The 9,985-nt window shown below is 66.9% G+C and carries 15 protein-coding genes and 2 pseudogenes; 13 read left to right on the forward strand and 4 right to left on the reverse strand.

From position 1 onward, the window contains the following. From ACFOMP_RS19690 to ACFOMP_RS19700, 3 genes are all read right to left on the reverse strand, one after another. The coding region (locus ACFOMP_RS19690) for an SRPBCC domain-containing protein (protein ID WP_379033771.1) at positions 1-197 on the reverse strand (197 nt) is incomplete at its 3' end. A gap of 15 nt (positions 198-212) precedes the next feature. Then, a complete protein-coding gene (locus ACFOMP_RS19695) occupies positions 213-1,346 on the reverse strand; it encodes a DJ-1/PfpI family protein (protein ID WP_379033737.1) in 1,134 nt (377 codons plus the stop codon). A gap of 12 nt (positions 1,347-1,358) precedes the next feature. Further along, positions 1,359-1,721 (reverse strand): nuclear transport factor 2 family protein, encoded by a 363-nt coding sequence (locus ACFOMP_RS19700; protein WP_379033740.1) that lies wholly within the window; start codon positions 1,719-1,721, stop codon positions 1,359-1,361. Positions 1,722-1,816: 95 nt separating this feature from the next. Here ACFOMP_RS19700 and ACFOMP_RS19705 point away from each other — a divergent pair, with 95 nt between their 5' ends. Continuing rightward, positions 1,817-2,791, forward strand: coding sequence for a GlxA family transcriptional regulator (locus ACFOMP_RS19705; RefSeq protein ID WP_379033743.1), 975 nt, complete (start codon positions 1,817-1,819; stop codon positions 2,789-2,791). A gap of 6 nt (positions 2,792-2,797) precedes the next feature. Here ACFOMP_RS19705 and ACFOMP_RS19710 read toward each other — a convergent pair whose 3' ends face one another. Then, positions 2,798-3,358: a DUF899 domain-containing protein gene (locus tag ACFOMP_RS19710; RefSeq protein WP_379033746.1), complete on the reverse strand. Its 561-nt coding sequence runs from the start codon at positions 3,356-3,358 to the stop codon at positions 2,798-2,800. A gap of 44 nt (positions 3,359-3,402) precedes the next feature. Here ACFOMP_RS19710 and ACFOMP_RS19715 point away from each other — a divergent pair, with 44 nt between their 5' ends. From ACFOMP_RS19715 to ACFOMP_RS19770, 12 genes and pseudogenes are all read left to right on the forward strand, one after another. Next, entirely contained in the window at positions 3,403-4,044 is a 642-nt protein-coding gene (locus tag ACFOMP_RS19715) for a Vgb family protein (RefSeq protein WP_379033749.1), read from the forward strand. 106 nt (positions 4,045-4,150) lie between these two features. Then, positions 4,151-4,558, forward strand: coding sequence for a cupin domain-containing protein (locus ACFOMP_RS19720; protein ID WP_019352372.1), 408 nt, complete (start codon positions 4,151-4,153; stop codon positions 4,556-4,558). 3 nt (positions 4,559-4,561) lie between these two features. Beyond that, complete coding sequence (gene aac(3) / locus ACFOMP_RS19725; protein WP_379033752.1) at positions 4,562-5,401, forward strand: aminoglycoside 3-N-acetyltransferase; 840 nt, start codon at positions 4,562-4,564, stop codon at positions 5,399-5,401. A 5-nt stretch (positions 5,402-5,406) separates the two neighbouring features. Further along, the gene (locus ACFOMP_RS19730; RefSeq protein WP_379033755.1) at positions 5,407-5,841 is read left to right on the forward strand and encodes an SAM-dependent methyltransferase; all 435 of its coding nucleotides are present in this window, start codon (positions 5,407-5,409) and stop codon (positions 5,839-5,841) included. 90 nt (positions 5,842-5,931) lie between these two features. After that, positions 5,932-6,249: an H-NS histone family protein gene (locus ACFOMP_RS19735; protein ID WP_379033758.1), complete on the forward strand. Its 318-nt coding sequence runs from the start codon at positions 5,932-5,934 to the stop codon at positions 6,247-6,249. A 16-nt stretch (positions 6,250-6,265) separates the two neighbouring features. Further along, positions 6,266-6,883, forward strand: coding sequence for a plasmid pRiA4b ORF-3 family protein (locus ACFOMP_RS19740; RefSeq protein ID WP_379033761.1), 618 nt, complete (start codon positions 6,266-6,268; stop codon positions 6,881-6,883). Positions 6,884-6,991: 108 nt separating this feature from the next. Beyond that, complete coding sequence (locus ACFOMP_RS19745; RefSeq protein ID WP_379033764.1) at positions 6,992-7,327, forward strand: hypothetical protein; 336 nt, start codon at positions 6,992-6,994, stop codon at positions 7,325-7,327. Beyond that, complete coding sequence (locus ACFOMP_RS19750; RefSeq protein WP_379033765.1) at positions 7,324-7,677, forward strand: DUF2200 domain-containing protein; 354 nt, start codon at positions 7,324-7,326, stop codon at positions 7,675-7,677. Before ACFOMP_RS19745 ends, ACFOMP_RS19750 begins: the two co-directional genes overlap by 4 nt. A 240-nt stretch (positions 7,678-7,917) precedes the next feature. Then, the gene (locus ACFOMP_RS19755; RefSeq protein ID WP_019351316.1) at positions 7,918-8,334 is read left to right on the forward strand and encodes a hypothetical protein; all 417 of its coding nucleotides are present in this window, start codon (positions 7,918-7,920) and stop codon (positions 8,332-8,334) included. 438 nt (positions 8,335-8,772) lie between these two features. Further along, the gene (locus tag ACFOMP_RS19760) at positions 8,773-9,105 is read left to right on the forward strand and encodes a hypothetical protein (RefSeq protein WP_379033768.1); all 333 of its coding nucleotides are present in this window, start codon (positions 8,773-8,775) and stop codon (positions 9,103-9,105) included. After that, positions 9,024-9,293 (forward strand): annotated as a pseudogene (locus ACFOMP_RS19765) (lytic transglycosylase domain-containing protein); the annotation flags it as partial. The gene ACFOMP_RS19760 and the pseudogene ACFOMP_RS19765, both read left to right, overlap by 82 nt. Before the next feature lie 151 nt (positions 9,294-9,444). Further along, a pseudogene (locus tag ACFOMP_RS19770) lies at positions 9,445-9,687 on the forward strand (AAA family ATPase); the annotation flags it as partial. Positions 9,688-9,985 lie beyond the last annotated feature (298 nt).

Here is a 9,985-nt window from a genome sequence, read left to right on the forward strand (position 1 = left end):
GCATGGCTGTCGCCGGTGGTGAAGTTGCGAAACGACATTCGGTGCTGGCCGCCGACCTTCGCCTCCAGTTCGTGGACGGTGCAGAGAAAGCCGTAGGGCGGCAGCCAGCTTGCCACCGCGTCGGGCTCGAGGAAGGCGCGATAGAGCTTCTCGGGTTTCGCCGCGATGACGCGGTGCAGTCGGATCGTGCTGGGCATGGTGTTCCCTCCTGTCTACCTTGGATATTCCAGTTGCATCGCCACCGCATCGGCGGTGCTTGCGCCGTAACGCGCGGTGATCGCGTCAAGCGTCCGGTCCAGGACATCGGCGGGCTTGCCGTCGGAAAAGGCCGGGACGCGCCGATCCCTTGGCCAGTCTGCGTCCTGCCGGTCGGGGATGAGACGGATGCCGCTGCGAGTTCCGACCATACCCGACGCGGCATAAGTCGTCACCTTCGACCGATATGTCCGCGACCAGGCATCGGCGGCCAGCGCCAGCGAGATCTCGTCCATGCCCGGCGCAAGGGCGATGCCCAACTCCTCATGGTTCCAGAAAGCCAGCCGGTTGGCCAGCACCGTCGCCGCGAAAGGCCGGGTCAGCGCGAAGGCGCCGCTGGCATGCCGTGCATCCCAGCGGGCGATGCCGAGCTCGCGGGCAACCGCTTCCGCCCTGGCTCGACCGGCGATGGCCTCGACCAGGGTCAGCATCATCGGCATCGAGGCGGTGATGCCGGTCGTCGTCACCACGCCCCCATCCGCGACCATCCGCCGGTCCGGGACATGAGAGATGGTCGGGTCGATTTTCCGCATCTCGTCCAGGTAATACCAATGCGTCACCGCCCGCTTGCCGCTCAGCAGCCCGGCTGCGGCCACGACCTTGGCGCCGGCGCAGATGCCGACGATCACCGCGCCCTTGCCGGCCTGGCTCCGCAGCCAGGCGATCACCGCCGGATCATCGTCGCGGCTCATGGCGGGGACGATCACGTAATCCGCGCCTTGGGGATGGGCTGCGTCGAGTGCCGCGATGGTCGCGTCGGGCTGGACAGACAGCGCAGGAAACAACCGCACCGGCCCCGGCTCGGTGGCAAGCGAGACCACATCGGCCACATCGGCGCGCTTCAGGATGCCGTAAGGCAGCAGGTAATCGGTGGTCTCGGTGGCATCGTTAATCCCGACGATGGCGACCAGGGGCCGCGCGCGCTTCGGCGGTTTCAGCGCCGCGAGCAGGCCATCCGTCTCTCCCTGCGGCACCTGCGGCGGGGTCAGGGCTGCAGATGCGGGCGGCAGCGAGGCGATCCAGATGCCGAAGCCCGCCGCCGAAAGGAGGGCCAGTCCCAGGATGGCCCGCAGAGCGATGCGAAGTCTCATCGGCTTGCCTCGCTATCCCTTCACATATCCGAAAGCCTCGACGATCCTGCCATCCCGGACGCGCAGGATGTTGACGCCGCGCACCCGGTCGGCTTCGCCCTCGCCCCAAGACAGCCGCCAGCGGATGATGCCGCGATCCTTGCCGGCCCAGATCTCCTCGGCCGTGAAGGCGAGACTGGCCGGGGCGGCGATACCCTTCCAGAAATCCAGGCAGGCCTTGCGGCCTTCGTAGCGCGCGCCGTCCGGGGCGGGGGCGGTGTTCTCCAGGATGCAGCCCTCGCCGATCAGCGCGTCGAGGGCGTCGGGGCGGTGGTTCTCGAACGCATCGTGAAAGCGTTCGACGATCTCGCGGGTCGTTTTGCCATTCGCGTCCATGTCTCACCTCGTTGAACTGGCCAGGAAACGCTGTCGGTCCAGGTTAGTCTGCGGATGGGCTGGCAGACATGACAAAAAGCGCGCAATCTCCGCCAATGCACCGGGTCGTCTTCATCCTCTATCCAGGGTTCGAACTGCTGGACATGGCCGGTCCAGCATCCGTCTTCAACGGCGCGAACCGCGCTCTGGGGCAGGCTGGCAAGGCGCCGTTCTACCAGATCTCGCTGGCCTCGCCGGGCGGCGGCGAGGTCGCCAGCAGCACCGGAATATCCGTGCAGACCGCGCGCCTGGATGAATTGCGCGGGCAACGGCTCGGCACGCTGCTGATCGTCGGCGCCGAAAGCGGGCCGCTGCAAGCCGCCATGGCCGACCCGGAATTGCGTGCGGCGCTGCCTGGATTGACGCCGGAGGCCGAACGGTTTGGTTCGGTATGTTCGGGCGGGATGGTGCTGGCCGGCCTCGGGCTGCTGGACGGTCGCCGGGTCGCGACGCATTGGGACGCCTGCGCGCCCTTCCAGGCGCATTTCCCCGGCGTGAACGTCGATCCCGAGGCGCTTTACGTGACCGACGGCAGGCTCTGGACCTCGGCCGGGGTGACCACCGGCATCGACATGGCGCTGGCTATGGTCGCCCGCGACCTGGACGCCGGCATCGCGGGCGAGGTGGCGCAGCGGCTGGTCCTCTATGCGCGCCGGCCGGGTCATCAGTCGCAGTTCAGCCCCCTGCTGTCGGCGCAGGCCAGGGGCGACAGCCCCTTCGTGGCGCTGATCGGCTGGATCCAGGCCAACCTGCACGCCCCCCTGGATGTCCCGGCCCTGGCCGACCGCGCCGGGCTGAGCGAGCGCAGCTTCCACCGCAAGTTCACCGCCGCCACCGGCCAGACGCCGGCGCATTTCGTTGAGACCCTGCGGTTGGATGCGGCGCGCATGTTGCTGTCGCGCGGCCTGCCCTTGACGCAGGTCGCCGCGCAGGTGGGGCTGTTTCCGGCCGCAAGGTTCTCGCGCCTGTTCCAAAAGCGCTTCGGCATTTCACCCGGAACCTATGGCGAGATGTATCGCGTCGAGGCATAGCGCTCTTCAGTATTGGTCATGCAGCCGCAGCCAGCTCATGGCGCCGCTTTCATTGCGGCCCTTCGGGGTGAGGTCCAGCCAGTTGAAGGCGCCCATCAGCAGTTCCACGCCGCGGTGATAGGTGGAATAGCTGTGGAAGAGGGCGCCGTCCTGGCGCACGAAGATGCTGACCCCGAACATGTCCGGGCTTTTCTGAATCACCGTGCCGTAGTTGTAGATCGCGCGACCGGCGGTGCGGTCCTCCTCGGTGAAGGACACGCCGAAATCGTAGTTGAAATCGCCGTCTCCCGACGACAGCCAGGGAAAGGTCCAGCCCATCCGCCGCCGGACCGCCTCGATCTGCGGGACCGGCGCGCGCGAGACGGCGGCGAAGGCCAGGTCGGCCTGCTCGAAATGCTGCCGGGCGGCATCGACATGGTCGGCGACGAAGGAACAGCCCGAGCAGAGATGCTCCGATCCCGGCGTCAGCATGAAGTGATAGACGGCAAGCTGGCTGCGGGTTCCGAAGAGGTCGCCCAGCGTCATCTCGCCGTCGGGACCGTCGAAGCGATAGGGCTTTCCCGACAAGCTTGTTACTCCCGGCGCCCGTGCCGATGCGCTAGGGTGGAGCCATGAAACGCATGGCTGAAATCATCCGCGAATATGGCCCCTTTCCGGGAATCGAGGAGGTGTATGGCGTCAGTTTCGACGGCCGGCAGGTCTGGTTCGCCAGTGGCGAGCGGCTGAACGCCCTCGACCCCGACAGCGGCGAGCTGCTGGGCGCGCTGGAGATTCCCGCCGATGCCGGCACGGCCTTCGACGGCCGGCATCTGTTCCAGATCGCCGGGCCGGTCATCCGCAAGATCGACCCGGAGAGCGGCGAGGTCCTTGCGACCATTCCCGCGCCGGAGGGCGGCAATTCCGGGCTTGCCTGGGCCGAGGGCTCGCTCTGGGTCGGCCAGCATCGCGGGCGCCGCATCCACCAGGTCGATCCCGAGACCGGCGAGGTGCTGCGCAGCCTCGAATCCGACCGTTTCGTCACCGGCGTCACCTGGATCGAGGGCGCGCTCTGGCACGGCACCTGGCAGGGCGAGGAAAGCGACATCCGCCGAATCGACCCCGCCACCGGCGCGGTGCTGGAGCGGCTGGAGATGCCGCCGGGCACCGGCGTCTCGGGGCTGGAATCCGATGGTGGCGCGCGGTTCTTCTGCGGCGGCGGCAGCAGCGGCACGCTGAGGGTGGTTCTGCGCAAGGCGGATCAGGACGCGACGTAGGGCCTCGGGCGTTGCTGTGCAAACCGGCCCTCGCTCGGAACCTGACAGCGGGGCCTCGGCAGGCTATGCTGTCGGGGTCCTTTCCATCGGACTCCGGGAGGCAGCGATGAGCGACGATCACGCGGGCAAGGGCATCCTGCATCTGCCGCCGGGCGAGGGTCGGCGCTATGAACTCGGCCGGATGACGGCGGTGTTCAAGGCCGACGAGAAAGAGACGGCTGCGCGCTACAGCGTCTCGGAATGGTGGCTGGAGCCCGGTGCCGACGGTCCGGGCGCGCATGCGCATGAAGGCAATGACGAGATCTTCTACGTGATCGCCGGCACGGTCGGCTTCCTTGCCGGCGAGGACTGGCTGGACGCGCCGCAAGGGACGTTCCTGCGCATCCCGGCTGGCGTGATCCATGACTTCCGGAACCGCACCGCTGAGCGCGTCGGTCTGCTGAACGTCTTCATCCCCGGCGGGTTCGAGCGCGACATGCCCGCCATCGTGGATTGGTTCAGGGACAATCCCTAGGCCATGCGCAGCAAGGCCTCGATCACGGCGGACCTTCGGCGGCTTGGCCTGCGGCCGGGCGATCTGGTGATGGTCCACGCCTCGCTGAAGGCGCTCGGCCCGGTCGAGGGTGGCGGGGCCGAGGTCGCCCAAGCGCTCATGGATGCGGTGGGGCCGGGCGGCACGGTGATGGGATATGCCTCCTGGGACCGCTCGCCCTATGAGGAAACCCTGAACGGCGCCCGGATGGACGAGGCCCTGCGCCGCGACTGGCCCGCCTTCGATCCCCGGACCGCCGGGACATATCGCGGCTTCGGCCTGCTGAACCGGTTCCTTGCGGACCTGCCGGAGGCCCGGCGTAGCGCCCACCCGGATGCCTCGATGGTCGCGGTCGGCCCCTTGGCCGGCACCCTAGTCGAACCGCACCGGCTGGGCCAAGCCCTGGGCAAGGGCTCGCCGCTGGAACGCTTCGTGCGCCTTGGCGGCAAGACCCTGCTCCTGGGTGCGCCGCTCGATGCCGTGACCGTGCTGCATTATGCCGAGGCCGTCGCCGACATCCCCGGCAAGCGCCGCGTCAGCTACGAGATGCCGGTGCTGGGCCCGGATGGCCGGACGGTCTGGCAGGCGGCCACGGATTTCGACTCGAACGGCATCCTCGATTGCTTCGCGGTCGAGGGCCAGCCGGACGCGGTCGAGACCATCGCCCGCGCCTATGTCCAGACGGGCCGGCACCGCGAGGGCATGGTCGGCGCCGCGCGCTGCCATTTGCTCGACGCGCAGGATATCGTCGCCTTCGGGGTTGAGTGGCTGGAGAAGATGTTCGGATCGGCGCCTGGTGGCCGAAGGCAATCCGACAAGGGCTGACCATCATGGCCCCGCGGATATCGAACCGGATCGCATCCTTCGTCGACGCGCTGCCGCTGGCGCCGGGGCATCGGGTGCTGGAGATCGGCTGCGGGCCGGGCGTGGCCGCCCGCGCGGTTTCCCGACGTGTCGGGAACGGCTTCGTCCTCGCCATCGACCGCTCGGCCAAAGCGATCGACAGCGCGGTGGCAGGATCGCGGGCCGAAATCGCCACCGGCCGGCTGCGGTTCCTGCAAGCGGCGATCGAGGATTTCGAGATGCTGCCCGGTGAAGAGCCCTTCGACATCGCCTTTGCGATGCGTGTCGGGGCATTGGATGGGCGCCACCAGGATATCGAGCGACGTGCCCTTGAACGATTGCGCGCCGCATTGAAACCGTCGGGGCAGCTGTTCATCGACACGGGGCATCCGCTCAGGGAGGTCAGGTTGCGAGGACGGTGAGCCGCGAACTGCACGCTCCCGGAATGAGGATGAGATTTGCTGTCTGGCAGCCATTGAATTAAACCGGCGCCATAACAACAGGGAACGCTTATGACCGATATCGACCTGAATGCCTTGTCGCTGGCCGAGTTGAAGCAGCTGGAAAAGAACCTGGCGAAGGCGATCACCTCTTTCGAGGATTGCCGCAAGGCCGAGGCCCGTGCCGCAGCGGAGGCGGTGGCAAAAGAGCACGGTTTCTCGCTGGGCGAACTGGCGGAAATGTCCCCGGTGCAAAAGCGCGCCGCCGCGGCGCCGAAATACCGCCACCCCGAAAACCCCGAGATCACCTGGAGCGGTCGAGGCCGCAAGCCTGGCTGGATCGCCGAGGCTCTGGAGGCCGGGAAATCCCTCGAGGACTTTGCCATCTGATCGGGGAGGGCAGGGGGTGTTCCAGCCTCCGAATGCGGCGCGGCTGCATGTCACCCTGGTCGAGATCGAGCCGGAGATCTGGCGGCGGCTGGTCGTTCCCGCCGACTGGACGCTGGATCGGCTGCATCCAGTCCTGCAGGCGGCCTTCGGCTGGACCGACAGCCATCTGCACGAATTCCGCATCGGCGGGTTGCGCTACGACGATCCGGCGCTGCTGGACGACGGCTTCGGCGGTCCCCGCGTTTTCGACTCTACCGAGGTGCGGCTGCAGGACTTCGTCGGGCATGACGGCAGCTTCACCTATGCCTATGATTTCGGGGACGACTGGCAGCACCTGATCCGGATCGAGGACTGGCTGGCGCTCGATCCGGCACCGCGCCACGCACTCTGTCTGGAAGGCGCACGGGCGAGACCGCCCGAGGATGTCGGCGGACCGTGGGGCTATGAGGATTTCCTCGGGATCATCCGCGACCCGGCGCACGAGGAGCACCGCTCCACGCTGCGCTGGGCGGGCGGGCATTTCGATCCGGAATGGTTCGATCTCGACTTGATCAACAAGGATCTGCGCAATGCCTTTCGTGCGAACGCGCGGCGGCGGTTGCATCAGCCGAAGCCGAAGGCGCCGAAGGATTAGCAGCGTCTCCCGTTGCGACCCTTCCCCGGCCTGCGCGAAGCTGACCATCCGCCCGACTCTTGCCACGACGCCCCCATGACCGAGATCTCACCGCACCCCCGGATCAAGTTGTCGAAGCTGCGCGATATCGGCTGGTCGCTCTGGGATCCCATCGGATTGCTGGACCCGGAAAGCCGGCCGGGCAGGTGGGACGACGAGGCCAACCTGTCCTTTGCGGACGAATATGACAGCTATCTGGTTGCGGCGGCCTCGCAACTGCGCCGGGGAACGTCCCCCGATGAGGTCGTTGCGTTTCTGGTCGAGATCGAGACCGAACATATGGGAATGGGCGACAACCAGAGCGCCCGGTCAAGGGCGGAAGCGGTCGTGGATGCGATCCTCGCCGACGAGACCATTTGGACATGGCCCGACGCGCAGGGGCGGTTCGGTCAGGAGGCGAGATGACCGGGCACAGGATCTTCACGACGAGCTTCGCCAGTGTTTATCCGCATTACGTGGCCAAGGCGGAGAAGAAGGGTCGGACCAGAGCCGAGGTCGACGAGATCATCCTCAGGCAGACCGGCTACAGCCCGGAGAAGCTGGCGGCCCGGCTGGAAGACCGGACGGATTTCGAGAGTTTCTTCACCGAGGCCCCGCACATGAACCCGGCGCGTTCCCTGATCAAGGGCACGGTCTGCGGTGTCCGGGTCGAGGAGATCGAAGACCCGCTCATGCGGGAGATCCGCTATCTGGACAAGCTGATCGACGAACTGGCCAAGGGAAAGCCGATGGAGAAGATCCTGCGGCAAGGGTGAGCCAGCCGCCGGCGCGCGCGCTGCTGCGATGGTCCGGCAAGTTGTCGCCGGCCACTACCCACTTTCGGCGCCTATCCGCATTATCTATCTGCTCTTTGCCTGTCGGCTTGACCCATCGCACGGTCTTGGGAATGCTGTTTTTCGCAGCAACGGCGTAGTGAACCTTGGTCGCAGGCGGAGCGTATCACCTTCTGGCAGCCTGACGTGATCGATCCCTGAACCTTCCGTTTGGAGGTTTCCATGACGCTGATCCTGCTCGCCCTCATGTTCACCGTGGTCACCAGCGTGATCGCGTGGTATCTGGCCATCTGGGCCCTGCCGGTGATGGTGTTTGTCGAGACGTTCAGCTTCATCCACGCGACAGAGACCAGGTTTCTGCTTTCCGTCCTTGCGGCAGGAACCGCCGCGCTGCTGTCGGTGGGGCTGGTGCTCGCGGTGCTGTTCAAGGCGAGGAACCCGATCCTTTGCCTGCTGGCGCGGGCCGTCTTCGTGATCCCGGCGATGATCGCGGGATATGCCGTCGTGCATGGCGTCACCCATGATGCCATCGAGTCCGCCATCGCGCTGACGCTGCTCTGCGGTACCGCCGGGCTGATCACCGGCATCGCTGTGCTGATCAACCTGAACGGGTTCGGGGAACTGGCGCCGCATGCCTGATCCGAGGGGAGGCCATTCCCTTCTGCCGCACCCTGTCCTATCGCATTGATCCAAGGTGATCCGCGCGCCGGGCGCGGATCGCGTCTGCCCAGAAGCCGGGCAGGGGCCTCGACCGGGCCTTGCCCGGCTCACCCCCGGCCCGAAGCCTTTCCTGTCTCAAAGATTTGTCCGCCACGCATCCGCCTGCCTGGCCGTCAAAGGGCAAGCGCCGCCTTGGGGCGTCGTCGGGGCGCAGGGCCGTGTCCTCGCCTGCGGCTACGGGCCGCCCCACCCCTGCGCCCCGACCCATGACCGCCAGCCATGCGGCCGCGGGTCGGGCTGCGCCCTCGCCGCTCTGCCTTCCGGGGAAACATGCGTTTCCCGAAGTCAGACCGGCGAGGCGCGGCCCATCGGCGGATCAGGGCAAGGGCCTTTCGTCCCAACCGAAAGGACAGAGACATGACCGGCAAGACCAGCACCCCCCGCAACCTCGTCGTCAATGCCGATTGCATCGAGGCGATGCAGGCTTTCGGCACCGGCTCGGTGGATTTCATCCTGACCGATCCGCCCTATGTGACCCGCTTCCGCGACCGGCAGGGCCGCACCGTCGCCAATGACGACAACGCCCGCTGTTCCAGTCCGACGAGCAAGGTCGGCGCTGGGGCCTGCACTGGTCGCGCCCGGAAAAGCGCGACGAGCGAGACTGAGCCATGCCGGTTTTCATCCATCAACGTGCCGACGGGCGAGCTTGCGCCGCCCGCGGCATCGCTGCCCTTCTGCTTTCCGGCCTGACTTTTGCCGCTGTCCCCGCTGCCGGCCTGCAGGCGCAGACCGTGCAGCCTGCCGCGCAGCAGAACATCGATCCTTTCGCGACCCATGTCGCGGAAGCCTCGCTGCGCTTCGGCATCCCGCCCGTCTGGATCCGCGCCGTGCGCCATGTCGAAAGCCGCGGCAATCCTCAGGCCATTTCGCCGAAAGGCGCCATGGGGCTGATGCAGGTCATGCCGGAGACATGGGCGGCGCTGCGCGCCCGCCATGATCTCGGCGACGATCCGTTCGATCGGAGAACGCACCGTCACCGGCCTCGCGGTGCTGCTGCAATCCAGCGATCTGAAACAGGCGCTGCGGCCGCCCAAGCGGGACTATTACTGCCAGTCTCGGCGCGACAACCGGCTGTTCGAGCTGGGGTTCAGCGAAGTTGGTCTCGCGCTCGGCGTCGCATCGTCCAAGACCGATCAGGCGTGCATCGCCGCGATATACGCCGAATACGCCGAACATGGCCGTGACGGCTTCCTTGCCGGCTGGCTGCGGGCGCGCGGCGTGGGCTGGGCCGCCGAGTTGATCCCGGACCTCACCAATCTGGCGCCAGAGGAAGAGCACCGGCGTATCACCGAACCTTCCGGCCTTGAGGCAGCGGATACCGATGCTTCCACGACGGGAACCACCGGTGCCGCCGCAACCGTCGATCCGGAGGCTCAATCAGACGCTGCCAAGATCGGTTTACCCAGCACCGCCGACCCGGACGCTGAGCCCGCAGGAAACGAGAGCGAAGCCGCGTCGATTCCCGCAAATGCAGGACCAGAAACAGTAGATCATGTTGACAAAAGAGGTTCACACCGGGCTGAGGGCGTGATTCAAGCTGCCATCTGTGATGGAGACCAGCTTGGCCCGA

Origin of the sequence: Paracoccus simplex (assembly GCF_042648325.1) — a bacterium.
Taxonomy (GTDB): Bacteria; Pseudomonadota; Alphaproteobacteria; order Rhodobacterales; family Rhodobacteraceae; genus Paracoccus; species Paracoccus simplex.

What these genes read in the sequence shown, in the direction of transcription:
- ACFOMP_RS19695 (WP_379033737.1), bottom strand. Translation starts at nt 1,346, where the DNA reads ATGAGACTTCGCATCGCTCTGCGGGCCATCCTGGGACTGGCCCTCCTT.
- ACFOMP_RS19700 (WP_379033740.1), bottom strand. Translation starts at nt 1,721, where the DNA reads ATGGACGCGAATGGCAAAACGACCCGCGAGATCGTCGAACGCTTTCAC.
- ACFOMP_RS19705 (WP_379033743.1), top strand. Translation starts at nt 1,817, where the DNA reads ATGCACCGGGTCGTCTTCATCCTCTATCCAGGGTTCGAACTGCTGGAC.
- ACFOMP_RS19715 (WP_379033749.1), top strand. Translation starts at nt 3,403, where the DNA reads ATGAAACGCATGGCTGAAATCATCCGCGAATATGGCCCCTTTCCGGGA.
- ACFOMP_RS19720 (WP_019352372.1), top strand. Translation starts at nt 4,151, where the DNA reads ATGAGCGACGATCACGCGGGCAAGGGCATCCTGCATCTGCCGCCGGGC.
- ACFOMP_RS19730 (WP_379033755.1), top strand. Translation starts at nt 5,407, where the DNA reads ATGGCCCCGCGGATATCGAACCGGATCGCATCCTTCGTCGACGCGCTG.
- ACFOMP_RS19735 (WP_379033758.1), top strand. Translation starts at nt 5,932, where the DNA reads ATGACCGATATCGACCTGAATGCCTTGTCGCTGGCCGAGTTGAAGCAG.
- ACFOMP_RS19750 (WP_379033765.1), top strand. Translation starts at nt 7,324, where the DNA reads ATGACCGGGCACAGGATCTTCACGACGAGCTTCGCCAGTGTTTATCCG.
- ACFOMP_RS19755 (WP_019351316.1), top strand. Translation starts at nt 7,918, where the DNA reads ATGACGCTGATCCTGCTCGCCCTCATGTTCACCGTGGTCACCAGCGTG.
- ACFOMP_RS19760 (WP_379033768.1), top strand. Translation starts at nt 8,773, where the DNA reads ATGACCGGCAAGACCAGCACCCCCCGCAACCTCGTCGTCAATGCCGAT.